The sequence below is a fragment of the Paeniglutamicibacter antarcticus genome (assembly GCF_039544305.1).
Taxonomy (GTDB): domain Bacteria; phylum Actinomycetota; class Actinomycetes; order Actinomycetales; family Micrococcaceae; genus Paeniglutamicibacter; species Paeniglutamicibacter antarcticus_C.
Genome location: NZ_BAABLK010000028.1, coordinates 1 through 21,740, shown reverse-complemented (window position 1 = coordinate 21,740; position 21,740 = coordinate 1). Strand labels below are relative to the sequence as shown.

Annotated in this window: 20 protein-coding genes and 1 rRNA gene; 8 read left to right on the top strand and 13 right to left on the bottom strand. The window is 63.8% G+C overall.

The features are described from left to right. Window positions 1-25 precede the first annotated feature (25 nt). From ABEA12_RS09155 to ABEA12_RS09145, 3 genes are all read left to right on the top strand, one after another. Window positions 26-1,465, top strand: coding sequence for a sensor histidine kinase (locus ABEA12_RS09155; protein WP_345467779.1), 1,440 nt, complete (start codon window positions 26-28; stop codon window positions 1,463-1,465). Window positions 1,466-1,486: 21 nt separating this feature from the next. Continuing rightward, window positions 1,487-1,732, top strand: coding sequence for an ATP-binding protein (locus ABEA12_RS09150; protein ID WP_345467776.1), 246 nt, complete (start codon window positions 1,487-1,489; stop codon window positions 1,730-1,732). Window positions 1,733-1,802: 70 nt separating this feature from the next. Continuing rightward, a complete protein-coding gene (locus tag ABEA12_RS09145) occupies window positions 1,803-2,504 on the top strand; it encodes a response regulator (protein WP_210101260.1) in 702 nt (233 codons plus the stop codon). A 51-nt stretch (window positions 2,505-2,555) separates the two neighbouring features. Here ABEA12_RS09145 and ABEA12_RS09140 read toward each other — a convergent pair whose 3' ends face one another. Together ABEA12_RS09140 and ABEA12_RS09135 are read right to left on the bottom strand one after the other, a co-directional pair. Continuing rightward, on the bottom strand, window positions 2,556-3,104 hold the full coding sequence (locus ABEA12_RS09140) for a hypothetical protein (RefSeq protein WP_210101261.1): 549 nt from the start codon (window positions 3,102-3,104) through the stop codon (window positions 2,556-2,558). 151 nt (window positions 3,105-3,255) lie between these two features. Next, on the bottom strand, window positions 3,256-5,157 hold the full coding sequence (locus tag ABEA12_RS09135; protein ID WP_210101262.1) for an AMP-binding protein: 1,902 nt from the start codon (window positions 5,155-5,157) through the stop codon (window positions 3,256-3,258). A gap of 163 nt (window positions 5,158-5,320) precedes the next feature. On the opposite strand from ABEA12_RS09135, the gene ABEA12_RS09130 reads away from it, so the two are divergent. Genes ABEA12_RS09130 through ABEA12_RS09115 form a run of 4 tightly spaced genes read left to right on the top strand, consistent with a single transcriptional unit; the run spans window position 5,321 to window position 9,568 of the window. Further along, window positions 5,321-5,965, top strand: a complete 645-nt coding sequence (locus ABEA12_RS09130) for a GntR family transcriptional regulator (RefSeq protein WP_210101263.1) — start codon at window positions 5,321-5,323, stop codon at window positions 5,963-5,965. Further along, window positions 5,966-7,483, top strand: a complete 1,518-nt coding sequence (locus ABEA12_RS09125; RefSeq protein WP_210101264.1) for an MmgE/PrpD family protein — start codon at window positions 5,966-5,968, stop codon at window positions 7,481-7,483. It begins immediately after the preceding gene. 1 nt (window position 7,484) lies between these two features. Further along, the gene (gene prpB / locus ABEA12_RS09120; RefSeq protein WP_210101265.1) at window positions 7,485-8,414 is read left to right on the top strand and encodes a methylisocitrate lyase; all 930 of its coding nucleotides are present in this window, start codon (window positions 7,485-7,487) and stop codon (window positions 8,412-8,414) included. A 17-nt stretch (window positions 8,415-8,431) separates the two neighbouring features. Further along, on the top strand, window positions 8,432-9,568 hold the full coding sequence (locus ABEA12_RS09115) for a bifunctional 2-methylcitrate synthase/citrate synthase (protein WP_210101266.1): 1,137 nt from the start codon (window positions 8,432-8,434) through the stop codon (window positions 9,566-9,568). 436 nt (window positions 9,569-10,004) lie between these two features. Here ABEA12_RS09115 and ABEA12_RS09110 read toward each other — a convergent pair whose 3' ends face one another. From ABEA12_RS09110 to ABEA12_RS09065, 10 genes are all read right to left on the bottom strand, one after another. Beyond that, complete coding sequence (locus ABEA12_RS09110) at window positions 10,005-10,562, bottom strand: 8-oxo-dGTP diphosphatase (protein ID WP_210101267.1); 558 nt, start codon at window positions 10,560-10,562, stop codon at window positions 10,005-10,007. An 18-nt stretch (window positions 10,563-10,580) separates the two neighbouring features. Continuing rightward, window positions 10,581-11,570: a site-specific tyrosine recombinase XerD gene (gene xerD / locus ABEA12_RS09105; protein WP_210102604.1), complete on the bottom strand. Its 990-nt coding sequence runs from the start codon at window positions 11,568-11,570 to the stop codon at window positions 10,581-10,583. Window positions 11,571-11,703: 133 nt separating this feature from the next. Beyond that, window positions 11,704-12,369: an NUDIX domain-containing protein gene (locus tag ABEA12_RS09100; RefSeq protein WP_210101268.1), complete on the bottom strand. Its 666-nt coding sequence runs from the start codon at window positions 12,367-12,369 to the stop codon at window positions 11,704-11,706. A 4-nt stretch (window positions 12,370-12,373) separates the two neighbouring features. Next, window positions 12,374-14,080 (bottom strand): CTP synthase, encoded by a 1,707-nt coding sequence (pyrG, locus tag ABEA12_RS09095; protein WP_345467763.1) that lies wholly within the window; start codon window positions 14,078-14,080, stop codon window positions 12,374-12,376. Between the two features lie 68 nt (window positions 14,081-14,148). After that, on the bottom strand, window positions 14,149-15,882 hold the full coding sequence (gene recN / locus ABEA12_RS09090) for a DNA repair protein RecN (protein WP_210101270.1): 1,734 nt from the start codon (window positions 15,880-15,882) through the stop codon (window positions 14,149-14,151). Beyond that, complete coding sequence (locus tag ABEA12_RS09085; protein ID WP_210101271.1) at window positions 15,879-16,913, bottom strand: NAD kinase; 1,035 nt, start codon at window positions 16,911-16,913, stop codon at window positions 15,879-15,881. The genes recN and ABEA12_RS09085 overlap by 4 nt, the downstream gene beginning before the upstream one ends. Window positions 16,914-16,967: 54 nt before the next feature. Beyond that, window positions 16,968-17,774: a TlyA family RNA methyltransferase gene (locus ABEA12_RS09080; RefSeq protein ID WP_210101272.1), complete on the bottom strand. Its 807-nt coding sequence runs from the start codon at window positions 17,772-17,774 to the stop codon at window positions 16,968-16,970. Then, entirely contained in the window at window positions 17,771-17,992 is a 222-nt protein-coding gene (locus ABEA12_RS09075; RefSeq protein ID WP_210101273.1) for a hypothetical protein, read from the bottom strand. Before ABEA12_RS09075 ends, ABEA12_RS09080 begins: the two co-directional genes overlap by 4 nt. Before the next feature lie 11 nt (window positions 17,993-18,003). Then, entirely contained in the window at window positions 18,004-18,996 is a 993-nt protein-coding gene (locus ABEA12_RS09070; RefSeq protein ID WP_210101274.1) for an HAD-IIA family hydrolase, read from the bottom strand. Window positions 18,997-19,011: 15 nt separating this feature from the next. Further along, window positions 19,012-19,827: a hypothetical protein gene (locus ABEA12_RS09065; RefSeq protein WP_210101275.1), complete on the bottom strand. Its 816-nt coding sequence runs from the start codon at window positions 19,825-19,827 to the stop codon at window positions 19,012-19,014. A 156-nt stretch (window positions 19,828-19,983) separates the two neighbouring features. Here ABEA12_RS09065 and ABEA12_RS09060 point away from each other — a divergent pair, with 156 nt between their 5' ends. After that, complete coding sequence (locus tag ABEA12_RS09060) at window positions 19,984-20,961, top strand: hypothetical protein (protein WP_345467753.1); 978 nt, start codon at window positions 19,984-19,986, stop codon at window positions 20,959-20,961. Between the two features lie 705 nt (window positions 20,962-21,666). On the opposite strand, the gene rrf is transcribed toward ABEA12_RS09060, so the two are convergent. Further along, window positions 21,667-21,740, bottom strand: a 5S ribosomal RNA gene (gene rrf / locus ABEA12_RS18680); the annotation flags it as partial.

Below are 21,740 nucleotides of genomic sequence, written 5' to 3'. Positions count from 1 at the left end.
CCCGACGCAAATGGAGGCGAGACCAATGCCACAGCCATCGCCGCACCCCCGGGCCGGGCTCCGTGGCCCGCGGACCCGGCGCTCCCCGTATTCGTTGGCAACCCGGATTTTTATCGCCCAGCTGTCCCTGGTGTCCTTGGTCGTGCTGCTGGTCAGCACCGCCAGCTACCTCAATGCCCGGTCCAACACCCACGATTCCGCCCAGGCGCGGGTGCTCTCCGTCGCGGAGACCCTCTCCCTGGATCCCTACGTGATCCAGGCCGTTGACGCCGCGGACCCCTCGGACCGGCTCCAGCCCTACACCGAAGAACTGCTGGCCCACGCCTCGGTGGACTTTGTGACTGTCATGGACTTAGACGGCACCCGCTACACCCACCCGCGGGCCGGGGAGATCGGGCGAAAGTACGTCGGAAGCATCTCCCAGGCACTGGCCGGGCAAAGCCACGTGGAGGACTACGCCGGCACGCTGGGCCCCTCGGTCCGGGCGATCGCACCGATCCGCGACGCCGCCGGAAACGTCACCGCCATGGTGTCCGTCGGGGTGACGCTGCAATCCCTGGGAGTCACCCAGGCGGCCCTGGTTCCGGCAACATTGTTGGTGGGGTTGTTGGCCGTGGGCCTGGGCGGGGTGTTCACCTACGCGCTGAGCAGATACCTGCGCCGGGCCACTCTGGGATACGGGCCCGAGGAACTGCGCCGGCTCTACGCCTACTACTTTTCCGCCCTGCATTCGTTGCGTGAAGGACTGGTGCTCGTGGATGCCGACAAGCGCCTGGTCCTGTACAACGACCAGGCGGCCGGCCTGCTGGGCCTGCCGCCCGCCGGTTCCCTGCGCCCCCTGCCGGTGACCAAGCTCGGGTTGCCCGAGACCGTGGAGGGGCTCTTCGCCTCGGGACGGCGCGCCACCGATGAAATCCATTTGACCAACGACCGGGTCCTGGTCATTTCACAGCAGAATGCCGAGCAACCGGACTCGGATCCCGGGGCGCGGGTTCCGTGGCCGATGCGGCGGCGCCATGTCGAAAGCTCGCTGGGCACCGTGGCCACCCTGCGTGACCACACCGAGGTGCAGGCGCTGACCGGGCAGCTCGAATCAATGCGCACGCTCACCGAGGCGCTGCGTGCCCAGACCCACGAACACGCCAACCGGCTGCACACCGTGGCGAGCCTGATCGAACTCGGCAAGTCGCACGAGGCCCTGGAGTTTGCGGTGGCGGACCGGCAGGAATCCCAGCGGCTCACCGACGAGTTCGTGCTGGCCGTCGATGAGCCGTACCTGACCTCGTTGCTGGTGGGCAAGGCCGCACAGGCGCACGAGCGGGGAATCACCCTGAGCATGAGCGCCTCGGGCAGGCCGCCCACCGGCGCCCTGGATGCCCGCGACCTGGTGACCATCACCGGAAACCTGCTCGATAACGCCTTCGATGCCGCTGTCGGATCGGAGCTGCGCCGCGTGTGGGCGTAATTCGCCGCGGATGAGGACTCCGTGGTCATTTCCATCGCCGATTCGGGGCCCGGGGTGGACCCGGACCTGATCGAGGAGTTCTTCCGGATGGGGGTCTCCTCAAAGCCGGTTTCCGCCGAGGGAGGTTCGCGCGGCCTCGGCCTGGCGCTGGTCCGCCAGGCGGTGGCACGGCTCGGCGGAAGCCTGGAAGTGGATAATGATGCAGGGGCCATCTTCACGGTGACCCTCCCGCTGGCCATTCGCGGTGCCGTCGCTCCTCCTGCCTAGGCCCGCACCCGCACCGCCGAACGTTACCGCCCGCACCGTGGCACCAAGCAGAAGGAGTTCCCCGGACCCCATGGATACCCCCAGGTTGCTTCGCGTGCTGGTGGTGGATGACGAGCCGATGACCGCAGCAGCACACGCCAAATTCGTCACCCGGGTCGAGGGCTTCAGCGTGCATTCGATCGCCCACAGCGGCACCGAGGCCTTTGCCGCACTCGACCGGGCGCAGCGCGAAGGTTCCCCGATCGATTTGGTGCTGTTGGACATGAACCTGCCGGATTTGCACGGGCTGGATGTCGCCCGTCGGGTGCGCGGGCGGGGGAACACCGTGGACATCATCGCGATCACCGCAATCCGCGACCTGAATGTGGTGCGCACCGCGATTTCCGCCGGCGTGACCCAGTATCTGATCAAGCCATTCGGCTTCGCGGCGTTCAGCGAAAAGCTGGGGAACTACCGGCAGTTCCGGTTCAATCTCGGAACCGGCGGGCAGCCTGCCTCGCAGGCCTCGATCGACAATGCCTTTGCCGCGCTTCGTTCCGTCGGTCCCGCCCCGTTGCCCAAGGGCCTGATCACCGAGACCCTGGGCGCCATAGCGGCCACCTTGCGTTCGGCGAGCGCCGCGCTCTCGGCCACCGAGGTCTCCGAATCCCTCGCGCTCTCCCGGGTGACGGCCCGGCGTTATCTGGAGCACCTGGCCGAGACCGGGCAGGCCGTCAAGTCCCCGCGCCATGGCACCCGCGGCCGGCCCGAGTACGAGTACCGCTGGCAATAGCAGGATCGGTGTCCGGCGCGGATTGCTGGATGGCCCCCTGCCCCCGACGATTCATAGTCCGGCGAGCAGTTCCTTCCAGAAGGCTTTCCACTCGGCCGCGGCCTCGGGAGAAAGCAGCCGGGCATGTTGCACCGCGACCCGTGATTTGCCGGGGGCCGACTCGTTGACCGTGACGTTGACGCGGGAGTCGTCTTCCAGCCCGCAGCGCCAGTAGCGCCATTTTTCGGTGGCGGAGGTGGTCGGTTCCTCACTCACCTCCAGATTGTTGAACGAGCTGCACGCGTCCACCAGCTCGATCCAGGCGGCGAGCGCCTCATCCATCGAGCCGGACACCGTCTTGCTGGCGCTGGAGGCGAAGGTTCCATCGCCCTGCTGGCCCGGGATGCGGCGACCAATGTGTTGTTCGTAGGCGATGGTGATGCCTTGCGCCCACCAGCCGTGGTTCTTCATTTCCAGGTGCGCGATTTCCCCCTGGACCAGCGGGACGATTTCGGGGTGGGCAAGCTCCCGGCCGCCCATCGAATCGATCAGTGCGACCCACTCCGGCCAGGGGCGTTGGGTGATTTTTTCGTACGGGCCGACACCCTGTGGTTTCGTCATGGACCAAACCTAACCGACACCCCCGCCCCTTTCACAGGCTGGTGCCCACGGGCTGGGGCTGCACGCCGCTGCATCCGTTGCGCCGGGCGATGCTTCCGGTGCTTCGCCCCGCTCAGTGAACCAGCCACGAAGGGAACCCGGCGCCCACCGGTTATTTCGGGGGCGCGAGGAACGGGATCAGTTCGTCAATGACCTGCGGGTCCTCGATGGTGGAAGGAACCACGTAGGCCTTCCCGTCGGCGATCTGCCGCATGGTCTTGCGCAGGATCTTGCCCGAGCGCGTCTTGGGCAGCGCCTGCACGACGCGCACCTCGCGGAAATCGGCAACCGGGCCGATATGCGCGCGCACCAGTGCCACCAGTTCCCTGCCGAGCTCCTCCTCTGTGATCCGCGCCCCGGTCTTGAGCACGACGTACCCGCTGGGCCGCTGTCCCTTGAGTGCGTCGGCCACCCCGATGACCGCGCATTCGGCCACTGCTTGGTGCGATCCCAGGACTTGTTCCATGGCGCCGGTGGACAGGCGGTGGCCCGAGACGTTAATGACGTCGTCGGTGCGGCCCATCACGAACAGGTAGCCGTCCTCATCCATGAATCCGGAGTCCCCAGTGGTGTAGTAGCCCGGGAACTGGTCAAGGTAGGTCTCGATGAAACGTTGGTCGTTGCCCCACAACGTGGCCAGCGTTCCGGGAGGCAGCGGCAGCTTGATGGCGATGTTCCCTTCCTCGTTGGCGGCGACCTCGTCGCCGAACCCGTCCAGGATCCTTACGTCGTAGCCGGGCACCGGGACGGTGGGAGATCCCGCCTTGAGCTCCAGGATCTGCAGTCCCATGCAGTTCGAGGCTATCGGCCAGCCGGTTTCGGTCTGCCACCAGTTATCCACCACCGGGACCCCGAGCTTCTCCCCGGCCCACGTGTAGGTATCCGGGTCCAGGCGCTCCCCCGCCACGAAGAAGTTCTTCAGGCTGGAGATGTCGCGCCCGGCCAGCAGCTCGGCGTCCGGGTCCGCCTTTCGGATGGCTCGCAGGGCGGTGGGGGCGGTGAAGAAGGTGTCGACCTTGTGCTCTTCGATAAGCCTCCAGAAGGCACTGGCGTCGGGGGTGCCCACAGGCTTGCCCTCGTAGAGCACGGTGGTGGCCCCAGCGATCAACGGCCCGTAGACGATGTAGGAATGGCCAACGACCCAACCGACGTCGGAGGCGGTGAGCATGGTGGAACCGGGCCCCACGTCGTAGACCTTGCGCATCGAGTAGTCCATGGCCACCGCGTATCCCCCGGAGTCACGAACCACTCCCTTGGGGGAGCCAGTGGTGCCGGAGGTGTAAAGGATATAGAGCGGGTGTGTGGAAGGCACCGGGACCGCTTGGGCCGGCGCGGCATGGAGGGCCAGGTCGTCCCAGTCGTACCAAGTGGTGTCCCCTCCCCCGTATTCGGAGCGCTGGTGGTTGAATCCATCGCGGTGGGTGACGATGACCGTGGGGACTTGGTGCCCGGCCATCTCGATCGCCTCATTGACCGCTGGCAGGTATTCAACGCGGCGCGAGGGCTCGATGCCACCGGAAGCCGTGATGATCGCCGACGGTGTGGCATCGTCGATGCGCGCTGCCAGTTCCTTCGCCGCGAAGCCGCCAAAGACCACCGAGTGCACCGCTCCGATGCGGGCACAGGCAAGCATTGCGATGTGCGCCTGCGGGATCATCGGCAGGTAGATCAGCACCCTGTCGCCCAGGCCGATCCCCCGTTCCAGCAGGACTCCGGCGAAGCGTGCGACCTTCTCCAGGAGTTCGGCATAGCTGTAGGTTTCCTGGATACCGAGCACGGCCGAGTCGTAGATCAGCGCGGTGCTTGCCCCGCGGCCGGCGGTCACGTGGCGGTCCAGTGCGTTGTGGCATACGTTCAGGACCCCGTCCGGGTACCAGGCGTAGATCGGTGCCCGGCTTTCGTCCAGGCCGATGACCGGCTCCGTGTCCCAATCAATCGATGCGGCGGCGTCCAGCCAGAAGGCCGCCGGGTCGCTTGTGGCGTCGGCAAAGGTCTGCGCGTAAGTCGGTGCCATGCGAACCATCCATCCATTCAGTGTGGGGTGTCGTGCGGGGTGAGTCCGAGCCTATGACCTACGACACGTATTTTCAAGATCAATGTATACAGATTCACGAAGAACTTCCAGCAACTTTCGGTAAACAAGCATTTTTCTCTAACTCGTGTATACAATTGGGAACATGAGAGCGAGCGATAGAGCCTATGAGGTCCTGCGGACGGAGATCGTCGAATGGCGGTTGCGTCCCGGCGCCGTCCTAGGCGAGGTCGAACAGGCCGAACGCCTTGGGGTCTCACGCACACCGCTGCGCGAGGCATTGGCACGCCTGGTCGCCGATGGCTTGGCCGTCCAGCATCGTGGACGAGGCGCGGTTGTCTCGGATGTCTCCCTCGAACACATCGATGACCTTTTCGCCCTGCGCCGTGCGCTGGAAATCGAATCGGCGCGCATTGCCGCGAGGCGTTCGAACCCCGAAGATTTTGTCCGGCTTCGCTCACGCTTCCTGGAGGCGGGCCGCAGGACGGATCCGGGATCCCGCGAGGCGTTCTACGATCTTGCCGCTGAGCTGGACAGCTGCATCGATGCCGCGGTGTCCAACCCGTATATCAGCCAGGCCCTGCGTTCCCTGCGTGTGCACCTGGCCCGGGTCCGGCGCCTGGCCCAGGATGACCCCGAGCGGCTCGCAGTCTCCGCGCTCGAGCATGCGGCAATTGCCGAGGGGATAGCCGCACGAAACCCCGAGGTCGCCGCGGCCGCCACCCAGTTGCACCTCCACCACAGTCTTGAACACATCAAAACCCATGCCGGTTCCAGAGAGGACACCTAAATGATCAATCACCCAGTACGTGTTTACCGCAGTGAAGAAACCCTGGCCCACCAGGACCAGCTCGCGCACAAGATCGCCACGGTCGCAGCAGATCCCGTCGAGGTCCAGGCGGACGTCACCGAGATGATCATCAACCGTGTCATCGACAACGCCTCGGTGGCCATCGCCTCGTTGAACCGCGGCCCCATCGTTTCCGCGCGTGCCCAGGCACTGAGCCACGCACCGTCAACCGGTGGCGCCGGCGCCTCGGTCTTTGGGATCCCCGAGAAGGTCTCCCCCGAGTGGGCTGCTTGGGCCAACGGGGTTGCCGTGCGTGAACTCGACTACCACGACACATTCCTTTCGGCCGAGTACTCGCACCCGGGCGACAACATCCCGCCGATCCTTGCCGTCGCTCAGCACACGGGCGCCAACGGCAAGGACCTGATCCGCGCACTCGCCACCGGATACGAGATCCAGGTCGACCTGGTCAAGTCCATCTGCCTGCACGAGCACAAGATCGACCACGTCGCCCACCTAGGTCCGTCCGCGGCTGCCGGCATCGGCACCCTGCTGGGCCTTGAGGTGGAAACCATCTTCCAGGCCGTCGGCCAGGGACTGCACACCACCACCGCCACCCGCCAGTCGCGCAAGGGCGAGATCTCCACTTGGAAGGCCCACGCACCGGCATTCGCCGGCAAGATGGCCGTAGAGGCCGCTGACCGCGCCATGCGGGGCCAGACTTCCCCGGTGCCGATCTATGAGGGAGAAGACGGCGTCATCGCCTGGATGCTCGATGGCCCCGACGCCGCCTACACGGTCCCGCTTCCGGGCCCCGGCGAAGCCAAGCGCGCCATCCTTGACACCTACACCAAGGAGCACTCCGCGGAGTACCAGGCCCAGGCACTGATCGACCTGGCCCGCAAGATCAACCGCGAGCACCCCGAGGCAACCGACCCGAAGAACGTCGCCTCGATCCTGATCAAGACCTCCCACCACACCCACAACGTGATCGGCTCGGGCGCCAACGATCCGCAGAAGTACGATCCGACCGCGTCGCGTGAAACCCTTGACCACTCGATCCCCTACATCTTCGCGGTGGCCCTGCAGGACGGTTCCTGGCACCACGTGGACTCCTACGCCCCCGAGCGTGCTGGCCGCGCTGACACCGTTGAGCTGTGGAACAAGGTCACCACCGAGGAAGACACCGAGTGGACGCGTCGCTACCACTCGCTGGACATCTCCGAGAAAGCCTTCGGCGGCACCGTGGTCATCACCCTGGCCGACGGCACCGTGATCACCGACGAGATCGCCGTAGCGGACGCGCATCCGCTCGGCGCACGGCCCTTCGCCCGTGAGCAGTACATCAACAAGTTCCGCACCCTGGCCGCGGACGTGGTCGAGGAAACCGAAATCGAACGTTTCCTCGCGGCGGCGGAGAACCTAGGCAACCTGGGCGCCGGAGAGCTTGACCAGCTGAACATCCTCGCGGCCCCCGGTGTCATTGACATCGCCGCAGCACCCAAGGGACTGTTCTAGCATGTTGTATTCACACACCACCCCCGAGCAGAAGCGCGTGGCCATGCGCGAGATGCTCATTCCGGGTGCGGCACGCCAGTTCCCCGGAGCCTTCAACCCGCTATCGGCCAAGCTGATCAGCGAAAAGGGCTTCGACGGTGTCTACATCTCCGGTGCGGTGCTGGCCAACGACCTTGGGCTGCCCGACGTCGGGCTGACCACGTTGACCGAGGTCGCCACCCGGGCCGGCCAGATCGCCCGGATGAGCGACCTGCCTTCCTTGGTGGATGCCGACACCGGCTTCGGAGAGCCGATGAACGTGGCCCGCACCATCCAGGAACTCGAGCACGCCGGATTGGCCGGCTGCCACATCGAGGACCAGTTTAATCCCAAGCGCTGCGGCCACCTGGACGGCAAGAACGTCGTTGACCTGGAAACCATGGTCAAGCGTATTGCCGCAGCGGCGGATGCCCGCCGGGATCCGAACTTCCTGATCATGGCGCGCACCGACGTGCGTGCCGTGGAAGGGCTGGATGCGGCGATCAACAGGGCCAAGGCGCTGGTCGATGCCGGAGCAGATGCCATCTTCCCCGAGGCGATGAAGGACCTTTCGGAGTTCGAAGCGGTCTGCAGCGCCGTGGATGTCCCGGTGCTGGCGAACATGACGGAGTTCGGCAAGTCCGCCCTGTTCACCCGCCAGGAGCTGGCGGACACCGGTGTTGCCATGGTCATCTACCCGGTGACGTTGCTGCGCAGCGCCATGGGCGAAGCCGAGCGCGTGCTTGATGCGATCAGTGCCGACGGAACCCAAGAGTCTCGGGTAGATTCTATGTTGACCCGTGCTCGTCTCTACGAGCTCGTTGACTATGAGGCCTATAACCGCTTCGATACCGGGATATTCAATTTCCAGGTGCCCGAACTGGATATCGACTCGAACAACGCGAATCTGTAGGAAACAGGAGCGAAGTGATGACTGAAACAGAGATCAAGAAGGGCCTTGCCGGCGTCGTGGTGGATTACACCGCTATCTCCAAGGTCAACCCCGACACCAACTCCCTGCTCTACCGCGGCTACCCGGTCCAGGACCTGGCCGCGTCCAAGAGCTTCGAGGAAGTGGCACTGCTGCTGTGGACCGGCGAGCTTCCCAGCGAAATCGAGCTCACGGACTTCATTGCCGCAGAGCGTGCAGGGCGTGCACTGTCGTCCAACGTCAAGGCAGCGATCGATCTGCTGCCGTTGGATTGCCACCCGATGGATGTGGGCCGCACCGCGGTCTCCGTCATCGGGGCATGCCACGCACTGGCAGAGGACTCCTCCCCGGAGGCCGAGCTGATCAAGGCCAAAGAACTCTTTGCGGCTTTCCCGGCGGTCGTCGCCTACGACCAGCGCCGCCGCCGCGGACTGGGCGTCGTCGAAGCGCGCGAGGACCTGGATTATTCGCAGAACTTCCTGTGGATGACCTTCGGCGAGGAGGCAGCCCCCGAGGTCGCGGATGCATTCCGCGTCTCCATGGTCCTGTATGCGGAGCACTCCTTCAACGCCTCCACGTTCACCGCCCGGGTGATCACCTCGACGCTTTCGGATATGCACTCGGCGGTCACCGGTGCCATCGGTGCACTCAAGGGCTCGCTGCACGGCGGCGCCAACGAGGCGGTCATGCACACCTTCCAGGAAATCGGCATCGACAAGGACGAAACCCGCGAGCATGCCGCTGCCCGGGCCAAGGCCTGGATGGAAGATGCACTGGCTGCGAAGAAGAAGGTCATGGGCTTTGGGCATCGCGTCTACAAGAGCGGCGACTCACGGGTCCCGACCATGAAGGCCGCACTGGACAAGATGATCGAGCACTTCGGCCGCGGTGAGATGCTGGGCCTCTACGACGGACTTGAAGCCGCAATGGACGAGGCGAAGGACATCAAGCCGAATCTTGATTACCCGGCGGGCCCGACGTACCACCTGATGGGCTTCGACACCGAGATGTTCACCCCGCTGTTCATTGCCTCGCGCATTGTCGGCTGGACCGCGCACATTGCCGAGCAGCGTGCCAACAACTCGCTGATCCGCCCACTTTCGGCCTACAACGGCCCGGAGCAGCGCGCTCTGTAATCAAGAGAAGCAGACAAACAAAGTAGCGAGGGACGGATTCCAATGAATCCGTCCCTCGCGATTTTGGCGTCGCGCTCTGGTTAGTACATTTCAGCTTCAGTGACGCTGCAGCTTCAACGGACCGCTGGTACTCGCTGGATTCAAGGTACGCGGTTCGTTCGGCCGCATCGTTGAACCCCAAATAGCCAGTCCATGCATCCGACTGCACCACTTTGTCCTGGTGGTCCAAGGACGTGGCCAAATTGCATAGTTTGCTTTCGGTGGAGCGCGCAATGCCGAGATGGTCCGTTTCGGTCACCAATGCCAGGGCGAGTGCGCTTTCATCCACAACCACGGTGGTGGAGCTGACACCATCCAGCGTGTAGGTCGCCGCCGGATTTCCGCAAGAACCGGAGTCCCATGCCTTCCAAGCAGTCAACGCAGTCCGTGGGCCTGCTTACGTCGCGGTCGGAAAGTCCGCTTCGCTCAGAGGCGTCAGTGGGATTTTATTCTCAGGCCAGGGGATCGTGGCAAACCGTGCAACCGATTCGTTGTCCTGTGCCATGAGGACCAGCACGTCGAACCGTTCACCCAGAAGCATCCGGCCCAGCCACAACGAAGAGTCTTCCCACATCTTGGCCAGAGGCAATTGTCCCACCGGATACCATGCCGGGGCGAGTTCATCCGAATGTTCCGCCATGCCGGAGAAGTCCGAGGCCATAAAAACGGTACAGTCCATGTCCGCGGCGGGGTTGGCAGGGAACCGGAAGTTGACCCGGGCCGTGGGTTCCAACGAAGCGGATTCGGCAACCAGTGAGGTTTCCTCCTGTAGTTCCCGCGCCGCTGCCTGGGCCGGCTTCTCCCCCGGCTCGATCTTCCCACCCGGTGCCACGATGTGGCCGGCACCGAACCCACGCAGCTTCATCCCGAGCAGCACCCGGTTGCCGGTGAGTCCGCGCAGGATCGGCAGGCACAACACGACCTGGACGGGGTGGGTTGCTGGGGCTTGTACCATGGCTTGGGCGGTCCTTTCCTAGAGGTTCGCGCGGGGGTGGGCCGCCGCGTAGATCTCACGCAACGTGTCGGCGGTGACCAGTGTGTATACCTGTGTGGTGGTCACCGAGGCGTGGCCCAGCAATTCTTGAACAACGCGGACATCCGCGCCGCCTTCGAGCAGGTGGGTGGCGAAGGAATGGCGCAGTGTGTGCGGGGAAACGTCCTGTTCGATACCAGCTCGTTGGGCCGCCTTGGTGAGCACCGACCACGCGGATTGGCGTGAAAGCCTGCTTCCTCGCTGGTTCAGGAAGAGGGCGGCCGTGCCCTTGCCCTTGGCAACCAATTCCGGGCGGCCGCGTACCAGATACGCGTTCAACGCTTCGATGGCGTAGGAACCCAAAGGAACGATCCGCTCCTTGGAGCCCTTGCCAAAGAGCCTCACCACGGCAGGTCCATCGCCCTGGCGCTCAAGATGCAGGTCATCGACGTCCAGGCCCACTGCCTCGGAGATGCGTGCCCCGGTGGAGTAGAGAAATTCGAGGATCGCTTTGTCGCGCAGTCCTGCCGATGTATCGATCGAGACCGAATCGAGAATCGCGCCTACATCGGCGACGCTGATGGCCTTGGGCAGTCGGCGCCCGGGCTGGGGCGGGTGCAGGTCGACGGCGGGATTGGTTGGGGCCAGGCCCTCGAGTTCCCAGAACTTGTGTACCCCGCGCACCGCGACGATGGTCCGTGCTGCCGAGCGCGCGCTCAAGGGTGCGGCGCCGTCGGTACCTTCACGCACCGCCTGGGCAAAGGAGGTCATGTGGCCCAGGGCAACTTGGTCGGGGGCGTGCACGTCCAGGGAGTGGAGGAATGCTGCGTAGCGGTACAGGTCCCGACGGTAGGCGCTCACCGTGTTCTTGGCCATCCCGCGCTCGACCGCCAGGTGTTGCAGGTAGGTCTCCAAGTATCTGCCGATGGGCAGCGTCGCCGGATCCGGGCCGGGGGCAGGAACGGGATCCGGGATCGTTTCCAGTTCCATGGTCGCCTCCTGCCGGGTGATTTGCAGGGTTTCATCAGTCCCCGATCCTGGCTGCCGACCCGGATCGGGGATCGTTTCCAGCCGCGTGGTTGCGCCGTCGGCACCGGAGCCGGTCATCATGGCCGCGTCGCGCCTAGTCCTGTTGCCCGGCTGAGCGCAGGCGGGGGTGGACGTCAAACGGGGTTTCGACCGGGCGCAGGGAAGCATAGTCCCCCGTGCGTGCAGCTGCTGCTGCCAACAGGCCGGCAACGGCCGAGGGATTGTGGATCAGCCCTTCCAGGACGCCGGCAATGGCATCATCGAGCGGAACCCAGGCCGTGGCCATGTCCGACTCCTCGTCGGTGCGTTCGTGGCGCTGGTCAGCGGGCACCGGGGAGGTGTTGCGGGCCAGATAGATCCGGATCGCCTCGGAGGATGAGCCCGGGGACAGGAACAGGTCAACCAGCACGGCCCAGTCCTTGGCCACCAGATCCGCTTCTTCAGCCAGTTCCCGTGCCGCTGCCAGATGCGGGGCCTCGCCTTTGATGTCCATGAGCCCTGCCGGGATTTCCCACAAGTTCATGCGCACCGGATGGCGGTATTGGTTGATCATCAGCACTTCCCCGGCATCGTTGAGCACAAGCACCGCGACCGCTCCGGGGTGGTCGATGTAGTCACGGACCAGCGGCTTCATGCCGGGAGCGAATTCGAAAGTGTCCTGCAAGACATCCCAGATTCGTCCGTCGTAGACGGTCTCGGATGAAAGCAGGCGACGAGGGCTGAACGAATCGCCCAGCGCCTCGCCGTCGGTCAGTGCCATGGTGTTACTTACCGGCCTTCTGGTGTTCCAGTCCTGCCTTGACCAGCCCTGCGAAGAGCGGGTGCGGACGCGTGGGGCGGCTGGCGTATTCGGGATGGGCCTGGGTGGAGACGTAGTACGGGTGAACGTCCTTGGGCAGTTCCACGAACTCGACGAGCTTCCCGTCCGGGGAGGTACCGGAGAAAACCAGTCCCGCCTCGGCTAGCTGCTCGCGGTATGCGTTGTTGACCTCGTAACGGTGGCGGTGGCGCTCGGCCACGGTCGTCTTGCCGTAGGTCGTGGCCACCACCGAGCCCTCGGTGAGGGTCGCTTCGTAGAGGCCCAGGCGCATGGTGCCGCCCAGGTCGCCCTTGCCGTCGACGATGTCCAGCTGCTCTTCCATGGTTGCGATGACCGGGTGCTTGGTATCCGGCTCGAACTCGGTGGACGAGGCATCGACCAGACCGACTACGTTGCGTGCGTATTCCATGACCATCGACTGCAGGCCCAGGCACAGGCCCAGGGTCGGCAGGCCGGTTTCGCGAGCGTACTTCAGTGCGCCGAGCTTTCCGTCCAGGCCGCGGATGCCGAAGCCTCCGGGCACGCAGATGGCGTCAACGCCGGCCAGGGCCTGTTTGGCGCCTTCGGGGCTCGAGCAATCGTCCGAGGCCACCCACCGTATCTGGACCTTGGTCTTGTTGGCGAAGCCGCCGGCGCGCAGGGCCTCAGTAACCGAGAGGTAGGCGTCGGGCAACTCGATGTATTTGCCGACCAAAGCGATTTCCAGGTGATGCTTGGGGTTGTGGACCGCGTCAAGCAGCTTGTTCCACTTGGACCAGTTCACGTCCTTGAACTTCATCCCCAGCTGCTGGACGATGTATGCGTCCAGGCCCTGGGAGTGGATCACCACGGGGATGTCGTAGATGCTTGCCGCGTCGGCGGCATTGATCACTGCTTCGGGATCGACGTCGCAGGTGCGGCCGAGCTTCACGCGCATCTCGGCGGGGATCTCGCGGTCGGAGCGGATGACCAGTGCATCGGGCTGGATGCCGATGGAGCGCAGTGCAGCAACGGAGTGCTGCGTGGGCTTGGTCTTCAGCTCCTGGCTGGGACCGATGTACGGAACCAACGAAACGTGGACGAAGAAGACGTTGCCCCGACCGATGTCCTGGCGCACTTGGCGTGCGGACTCGAGGAAGGGCTGGGATTCTATGTCCCCGACGGTTCCACCGATTTCGGTGATGATCACGTCCGGGGCCTTGTGGCCCTTGCCCGGCTCGGTGGCCGGCAGGCGCATGCGCCGCTTGATTTCGTCGGTGATATGTGGGATGACCTGCACGGTGTCGCCGAGGTAGTCGCCGCGGCGTTCCTTCTCGATGACCTCGGAGTAGACCTGGCCTGTTGTCACATTGGCTGTGCCGGTGAGGTTTTCGTCCAAGAAGCGCTCATAGTGGCCGATGTCGAGATCGGTCTCCGCGCCGTCATCGGTGACAAAGACTTCACCGTGCTGGAAGGGGTTCATTGTTCCCGGATCCACGTTCAGATACGGGTCTAGTTTCTGCATCGTGACGGATAGTCCACGCGCACGCAGAAGGTGACCGAGGCTGGAAGCCGTCAGTCCCTTTCCGAGGGACGAGGCCACACCGCCGGTGACGAAGATATGCTTTGTCGTTTCAGACGACCGGGAATCACGAGGAAGATTACGTTGCACCACGGGGTTCGACCCTATCACCTTTTCGTAGTTGAACAGTTTGGAACGACTCTACAGCCTTGAAGGTTTCCCCAAGGCGAAGCACCGGATCACGGGAGCGAATTCACCAGGGACTGGGCGTCGCCCAAGAGTTCCTCGGCGTGCGCCTGGGCGGTGGAGGAGTCCTCCTGGCCCGCAAGCATCCGAGCCAATTCACGCACCCTCTCCCCGGCGTCCAGCAATACGACATCGCTGGCGGTAAAGCCGGCTCCGTCGGCGCCGGCCACATTGGAGGACTTGATCACGCGCACATGGCGATCGGCGTAGGCGGCGACTTGAGGCAGGTGGGTGACCACAATCACCTGCACGTGCTTGGCAAGCATGGCCAGGCGTTTGCCGATCTCCACGGCCGCCTTGCCGCCGACCCCGGCGTCCACTTCATCGAAGACGAATGTCGGGACGGGGTCCACCGCGGCCAACACCACCTCGATGGCAAGCATCACCCTCGAAAGCTCGCCGCCTGAGGCTCCCTTGCCCAAGGGCCTCGGCGTTGTTCCGGCATGGGGCTGGAGAAGCATGGTGATCGCATCGATCCCGTGGCGGGTCGGCTCGGGCAGTTTTTCGAGTTCGACAACGAATTTTGCATCGGGCATGGCCAACGCCGCGAGCTCGGCTGTCACCCGCGTTGCAAGGTCCTTGGCCGCCTTGGAACGCAGCTTGGAGAGCTTCGCCCCCAGCTCCGCGACGTCCACGGCCAAGGCCTCCGTCTCGGTTCGCAACGCCTCGATGCGCCCGTCATCGCCTTGGAGCTCAGTCAGCCTGGTACGGGCCGTCTGGGCCCAGGCGATGACCTCGTCAATGTCCGGCGCGTATTTGCGGATCAGCCGGTTCAGGTCTGACCGGCGTCCCTCGAGGGCAGCCAGTCGATCGGGTCCCTCGGTATCCAGGTCGGTGAGATAGGTGGCAATGTCTGTGGAGACCTCCGCAGCGAGGATGCCGATTTCGTTCAGTCGCTCTGCCAACGACTTAATGGCCGCATCCTCGGCAGCAACCAGCTCCAGGGCGTTCTTTGCCGTTTCTACCAAAGAGATGACGCTGGTTGCTTCGTAGTCCTCGTTGTTGAGCGATTCGTGGGCGAGGTCGGCATTGCTGCGCAATGCCTCGACGTTGGAGAGCCTCATCGACTGGTTCTTCAGTTCGATGTCTTCGGCCGGTTGCGGGTCAACGGCGTCGATCTCCTCGAGAGCAACCTGCAAGGACTCGGCTTCGCGGATGCGTTCGCGGGAGTCCGATACCAGCCGCTCGAGTTCGGTGGAGGCGGTGCCCCACCTCTCGAAGGAATCTTGGTACGCGACCAGCGTTTTCGCCAACGGGGCTCCCGCGAACCTGTCCAGCGACGCGCGCTGGGCACTTGCTCCCTTGAGTCGCAGCTGGTCTGTTTGCCCGTGTATGGCTACCAGATCCTCGCCCAGCTCGACCAGAACGCCCACGGGTGCAGCACGTCCGCCCACGGAGGCACGGCTGCGCCCTTCGGCGGAGAGCGTGCGAGAGATGATCAGTTCGGCTTCGCCCTCGAAGCGTTCGACCATGGCACCGGTCTCTTCTGCGCGCTCCAGCACCTTGCTGGTCGCCGGCAGCACCAGCGTGGCGTCTGCGACTGCCTGCTTGGCACCATGGCGTACCGCACCGGCGTCGGCGCGGCGCCCAAGCAACAGTCCGAGGGCGGTGATGACCATGGTCTTGCCCGCACCGGTTTCACCGGTGACCACGGAAAAGCCCGGGCCCAGCGGAAGTGTCGCCTGAGAAATGACGCCCAGGTCGTTGATGCGAATTTCCTGAATCACAGCTTCCTCCGATTATCCTTGCTGTCAAGGGTTTCCGGCTCCGGTTTCGGTGAGTGGTGGCGCGGTTCGATGACCTCGATTGCCGGAGTAATGATGGGCAACGCGGTCGTCGCTGCTTCCCTGTCCCCGGAGTGCGCCGGTCCGCGCCAGCCCTGGATGGGCAATTCGAACTTGTGTACGAGGCGTTCGGAGAACGGTGTCTGGTTAACCCGGGCCAGACGCACGGACTTGGTGGAGCGCGTAACCTCGATGCGGGCACCCGGAGGCAGTTCGATCGTGCGACGTCCATCGCACCACAGTACCGCCGAGGCATCGGTGCGAGTCAGGATCTCGATGGCCAGCACCGAGGTCGGGGCCACCACCAATGGCTTGGCGAAGAGTGCATGCGCACTGATGGGCACCATCACCAACGCTTCGACCTCGGGCCAAACCACGGGCCCCCCGGCGGAAAACGCGTATGCGGTGGACCCTGTGGGGGTGGCCATCACCACGCCGTCGCAGCCAAAGGTGCTCAGCGGGCGGCCGTCAACCTCCATGACGACCTCGATCATGCGTTCCCGGTTGGCCTTTTCCACGGCCGCTTCGTTCAGCGCCCAGGTGTGGGCGATGCGGCGGTTGTCCAAGAAGACCTGCACGTCGATGGTCATGCGTTCCTCGACGGTGTAGCGACGTTCAACGATCCATTGCACCGTTTCCTGCAGGGCAGCGCGTTCGCTTTCGGCCAGGAATCCCACATGTCCCAGGTTCACGCCCAGCAACGGCACGCCTGCGTTGCGGACTAGTTCCGCGGCGCGCAGCACGCTGCCATCCCCACCAAGCACCACTCCCAGATCCACGGCATCGAGGCTGGTGTCCTCGTCGAGCACCTCCACGTCGAGGTCCTCCCCGTCAGGGGCGTTGCGGACGGCCTGCATCTCGAGCCGACGCATCACCGGGATGAGCCCAGCCTCGCGCAGGCGGGAGCACGTGTCGATGGCTGCAGTGAGTGCATCGCTGCGGCCGGTGTGGGTGAGGACCAAGATCCTGCGCATGTGTTCCTTCCTCGGCGGACCGAAGGTTAGGACATCTGTTCTGATGCCGCCAGTCTAAGAATAGTCAACACCGGGCCACGAGTCGGTCCCGACGCGTGATTGTGGAGAAGGGTTCGGGTTTCCTGCAGGTTCCTTGCCCAGCCACAGGAAGAATTCAACGTTTCCGTCCTGGCCGGGCAATGGACTGCGGGCAAGGCCTTTCACGGCCAACCCGCACTCGAAGGCCGAGGCCATCACGGCGTCCACGGCCTTGCGACGCTGGCTGGGACTGCTGACGACCCCGGTGCGCGCAAGCTGGTCGCGACCGATCTCGAATTGGGGCTTAACCATCAGGACCAGCTCACCCTCGGGCGCGGTCGCCCCGGCCAACGCGTTCATCACCATGGTCAACGAGATAAAGGAAAGATCGGCAACCACGAGCGCGACCGCTCCCCCAATGTCGGCGGGATCCAGGTAGCGCACGTTCATGCCCTCATGGACGTGGACCCTGGCATCGTTGCGAAGTTCCGGGACAAGCTGGCCGTGACCCACGTCGACGGCCTCCACGTGGTCTGCCCCGCGGCGCAAAAGCACATCGGTGAATCCACCAGTGGATGCTCCCGCATCCAGGCATCGCTTGCCCGCAACCTCGATCGGCGAGAATGCCTCAAGCGCTCCGGCTAGCTTGTGCCCCGCTCGACTGACAAATTCTTCCCCCTCGACCGCCCGGACCGTGATCTGCGAGTTATCCGTGACGTTCTTGGCCGCCTTGGAAACAAGCACGCCATCTACGTGCACGCGCTGATCGGAGATAAGCCGGGCCGCGTCAGTGCGTGAACGGGCCATCGAGCGGGAAACAAGTTCCTGGTCAAGGCGGCTCATGGCTGCTCCTGAGAGGTGGCATCCAGGTCTGCGGCCAGGGCGGCCTGCAACTGGTCGAAAATAGCCAGGTGCTCGGCGACGGGTCTCTGTGCCAAGCTCTCGAGGATCTCCAGGTCCGTGGTCTGCGCAGCGCCTTGGGGCTTGGACCCTGCCCCTGGTTTAGGGCCGGGCACGCCCGGGACGCGGACTTCAGGTGGTTGCTGGTTATTGCTGCTCATCACCATCAAGCCTAGGGCTTGGTGGCGACGTTTGCCGAAAATTCGAGATCCGGTTCGTCAACGTGCTCCTGCTTCGGATGCGCCAGCCACCATGCTTGGCTCGCTGCACGCCAGGAATCAAGATCCGACTCGTCGCCGTCGATGGTGATCGTATGCCCGTTGACCGAGGCCGTCGCCCCACCGCATCGGACGCCGAAACCGGTGACCTCGATGACGGGATAGTCCTCGTAGAGACCGGCGAGGTCCGTGATGATGTAGTTGGGCCGCTCAGCCGATCGGGCAGTGAGCGCGGCACGAGCGGTATCAACCCCCGTGAGCACGAGCACTGTTTTGTATCCGGCGTTGTTACCGCCGAGGATATCGGTGTCGAGCCTGTCCCCCACCACCAGCGGTCGGACTGCTTCAAAGGTTTCCGCGGCACGTCGAAACAGCCAGGGGCCAGGCTTGCCAGCCACCAGCGGTTCCACGGTGGTGGCCGATCGAACCGCCTTGACGAGGGATCCGTTGCCCGGAGCTATTCCCTCGGCACGCGGGATGGTCCGGTCGGTGTTGGTCGCGACCCAGATGGCTCCGCCGTTGATGGCAAATGCCGCTTCCGCCAGGTCTTTCCACCCGATGGAGGGATCAAACCCCTGGATAACCCCGTGAGGTTCATCCAGGTGGCTTGGGACGATCTCCATGCCAAAGGAACTTACGCAATCACGGAGGTAAGCACTGCCAATGACCAAGACCTTGGAACCTTGCGGAACTTTTTGGGCCAAGAGTTCGGCCCCGACGTCTGCAGAACCAAAGACTTGTTCTGCAGACGCGGGGGCACCAAGCCGCCTCAGGTGTTCAGCGACGGCACCCGGTGACCGAGAGGCGTTGTTAGTGATATACGCCAAGGCCACCGAGTTCTCTTCCAATCGGTTCAAGGCCTCGATGGCCTTAGGGATTGCTTCGTTGCCGGCATACACGACGCCATCGAGGTCGGAGAGCAGCGCGTCAAAACCTGAAATCAGCATGGGTGGATCGAATTCCTACTTTTCGTCGTTTTCGTCCTGGTCGATAACCGGCGACGCCCCCTCCGGGGCGGAAACAGGAGCCTCCTCGATGTCCAGATCCGGATTGGATTCCTCGACCGGATCCGTCAGCGAATCGGCCTCGACAACCTCAACGGCGTCTTCATCGGACAAGGCGTCCTGCGTTTCATCGGCTGCGGCCTCGTCGTCATCTTCCGACGTGGAACCTTCCGGCTCAACAATGTCGCGTGCACGCGGGCGGCGGGCATCGGACTCATCGTCTTCACCAAGGTCGATGATCTCCGGTTCTTCGAACTCCCCGGTGCCCAGGGCTTCTTCTGCAACCGAGATCTGTTTGCGCCATGTCGTTGCTTCCTCGTTACGACCCAGGTTTTCCAGTGCGTCGGCGTACGCGGAGAACAGACGCGGGCTGTAGCTGAAGGCACGGTTCAGTTCCAGCTGCGGGATCTCAAGTTCGGCCAGCGCGGCCTCCAGGTTGCCAAGATCGTTCTGGGCACCGGAAGCAACCATGGCCATTTCGACCTTGCCATTGGCATCCAGGGTCTCGACGACCTCGCTGTGCGCGATTTCCAGGGTCTTCCCGGGGCGTCCAATGCCGCGTTCTGCATCGGCAATCAACGGAAGGTGCAGGTTGGAACCGCTGATCCTGCGGTGCGTGCGGAATTCGCGCAGTGCTTCGGCGTATTCGCCGGCGGCGTATGCGGCCAGGCCCACGGCCTCGCGTACGACGGCCACGCGGCCACCGCGACGGCTCGCGGCAATCGTATGCTCATAGGCAAGCATCGGGTCGATGTCGATCAAACGACCGGCCATGACCAAGTGCTTGGAAACCCACTCGTTGTTGGTTTCGTCGAGGTAACGTAGTTCCGCACGGGTAATGCGGTCCAGTTCCTTGCCTGTTACATCATCGTCGATCTCCGGAGAGCGCCCGCGGTCCGGACCGTTGGAGCTGCGCAGATCGGCCGGGTTGTGCGGGCGACGAGCAGTCTCGTCGTCACGCAGTGCTTCGAGATCAGCGGTGCTGGTCTCTGGACGCGATGCAGATCCTTCGTTGCGGCGGAATCCACCTTCGCGGCGGTCTCCACCCTGGTATCCACCACGGTCTTCACGGGGCTTGAAACCTCCTTCGCGACGGTCTCCACCCTGGTATCCACCACGGTCTTCACGGGGCTTGAAACCTCCTTCGCGACGGTCTCCACCCTGGTATCCACCACGGTCTTCACGGGGCTTGAAACCACCTTCGCGACGGTCTCCACCACGGTCTTCACGGGGCTTGAAGCCGCTTTCGCGGCGGTCTCCACCACGGTCTTCACGGGGCTTGAAGCCGCCTTCGCGGCGGTCTCCACCCTGGTATCCACTACGGTCTTCACGGGGCTTGAAGCCGCTTTCGCGGCGGTCTCCACCCTGGTATCCACCACGGTCTTCACGGGGCTTGAAGCCGCCTTCGCGGCGGTCTCCACCCTGGTATCCACCACGGTCTTCACGGGGCTTGAAACCACCTTCGCGGCGGTCTCCACCCTGGTATCCACCACGGTCTTCACGGGGCTTGAAGCCGCCTTCGCGGCGGTCTCCACCCTGGTATCCACCACGGTCTTCACGGGGCTTGAAGCCGCCTTCGCGGCGGTCTCCACCCTGGTATCCACCACGGTCTTCACGGGGCTTGAAGCCGCTTTCGCGGCGGTCTCCACCACGGTCTTCACGGGGCTTGAAGCCGCCTTCGCGGCGGTCTCCACCCTGGTATCCACCACGGTCTTCACGGGGCTTGAAGCCGCTTTCGCGGCGGTCTCCACCCTGGTATCCACCACGGTCTTCACGGGGCTTGAAACCACCTTCGCGACGATCATCGCGGCTATTGTCACCACCACGGCGGAATCCGCCGCTGTTAGCCGACTTAGAATCGTTGCGGTCGCGGTTGTCCTTCGACCCGAAGCCCTTGTTTTCGTTTGACACTTTATGTGTTCCTCTCAAAAGGGTCTTCAGTTTTGGACCCCACGCATGAACCAGCTGGCTTCCGCATCTCACGGGAGCCCGCTCTATAATCTTGTTGCCCCTCAGTAGGGCATTCAACGCCTGCATCCATCTTAGTCGAGGGCAGGCGGTTGCCTCCGCGAATCACAACAATAGTGCGCAACGCAACTGACCCATACTACGGCAACTACTTGCTAACTTCAGATAGGTGATTGCTGCAGATGAAATACTCGGAATCAATCCCTTAACAGCGCCTCACTGCAAACCACTTCAGAACCTACCAACAAATACAAGGCCGGAATAATTGGACGAAGAGACAGAACCCACCGACGAATCTCTCTGCTGCCGGCTGCACGTTCGAGGGATCTGCAAAGACACAATCAAGGAGTATGCCGGTATAGCCACTGATCATTCGGTCTACGTTGGTTCAGGCACTCATGCAATGAACTTCGGCTGCTAGTCATCCCGAGCAACGCGGTGTTCGTGGGTGTGTGGGCGCAGGCAACCAAAACACCACAAGACCAATAGGCTGGCCCGCACACCCCTCCCCCTTGTTAACGAGGTGTGGCCCCCACACCGGTGGAGGCCACACACCCGAACCCCAGCAGAAGGAATATCCGGGGTTTTGGGCGTTAAACATCGGAACCCCCAAACACACAGTGTTCAGGGGTTCCGGGACAAATTGTCCGGCGGTGACCTACTCTCCCACACCCTCCCGAGTGCAGTACCATCGGCGCAGTGGGTCTTAGCTTCCGGGT

What these genes read in the sequence shown, in the direction of transcription:
- ABEA12_RS09155 (WP_345467779.1), top strand. Translation starts at nt 26, where the DNA reads ATGCCACAGCCATCGCCGCACCCCCGGGCCGGGCTCCGTGGCCCGCGG.
- ABEA12_RS09080 (WP_210101272.1), bottom strand. Translation starts at nt 17,774, where the DNA reads ATGAGCCGCCTTGACCAGGAACTTGTTTCCCGCTCGATGGCCCGTTCA.
- ABEA12_RS09085 (WP_210101271.1), bottom strand. Translation starts at nt 16,913, where the DNA reads ATGCGCAGGATCTTGGTCCTCACCCACACCGGCCGCAGCGATGCACTC.
- ABEA12_RS09115 (WP_210101266.1), top strand. Translation starts at nt 8,432, where the DNA reads ATGACTGAAACAGAGATCAAGAAGGGCCTTGCCGGCGTCGTGGTGGAT.
- ABEA12_RS09140 (WP_210101261.1), bottom strand. Translation starts at nt 3,104, where the DNA reads ATGACGAAACCACAGGGTGTCGGCCCGTACGAAAAAATCACCCAACGC.
- ABEA12_RS09070 (WP_210101274.1), bottom strand. Translation starts at nt 18,996, where the DNA reads ATGCTGATTTCAGGTTTTGACGCGCTGCTCTCCGACCTCGATGGCGTC.
- ABEA12_RS09100 (WP_210101268.1), bottom strand. Translation starts at nt 12,369, where the DNA reads ATGGCACTGACCGACGGCGAGGCGCTGGGCGATTCGTTCAGCCCTCGT.
- ABEA12_RS09065 (WP_210101275.1), bottom strand. Translation starts at nt 19,827, where the DNA reads ATGGCCGGTCGTTTGATCGACATCGACCCGATGCTTGCCTATGAGCAT.
- xerD (WP_210102604.1), bottom strand. Translation starts at nt 11,570, where the DNA reads ATGGAACTGGAAACGATCCCGGATCCCGTTCCTGCCCCCGGCCCGGAT.
- ABEA12_RS09125 (WP_210101264.1), top strand. Translation starts at nt 5,966, where the DNA reads ATGATCAATCACCCAGTACGTGTTTACCGCAGTGAAGAAACCCTGGCC.
- ABEA12_RS09075 (WP_210101273.1), bottom strand. Translation starts at nt 17,992, where the DNA reads ATGAGCAGCAATAACCAGCAACCACCTGAAGTCCGCGTCCCGGGCGTG.
- ABEA12_RS09145 (WP_210101260.1), top strand. Translation starts at nt 1,803, where the DNA reads ATGGATACCCCCAGGTTGCTTCGCGTGCTGGTGGTGGATGACGAGCCG.
- ABEA12_RS09110 (WP_210101267.1), bottom strand. Translation starts at nt 10,562, where the DNA reads ATGGTACAAGCCCCAGCAACCCACCCCGTCCAGGTCGTGTTGTGCCTG.
- prpB (WP_210101265.1), top strand. Translation starts at nt 7,485, where the DNA reads ATGTTGTATTCACACACCACCCCCGAGCAGAAGCGCGTGGCCATGCGC.
- ABEA12_RS09130 (WP_210101263.1), top strand. Translation starts at nt 5,321, where the DNA reads ATGAGAGCGAGCGATAGAGCCTATGAGGTCCTGCGGACGGAGATCGTC.
- ABEA12_RS09135 (WP_210101262.1), bottom strand. Translation starts at nt 5,157, where the DNA reads ATGGCACCGACTTACGCGCAGACCTTTGCCGACGCCACAAGCGACCCG.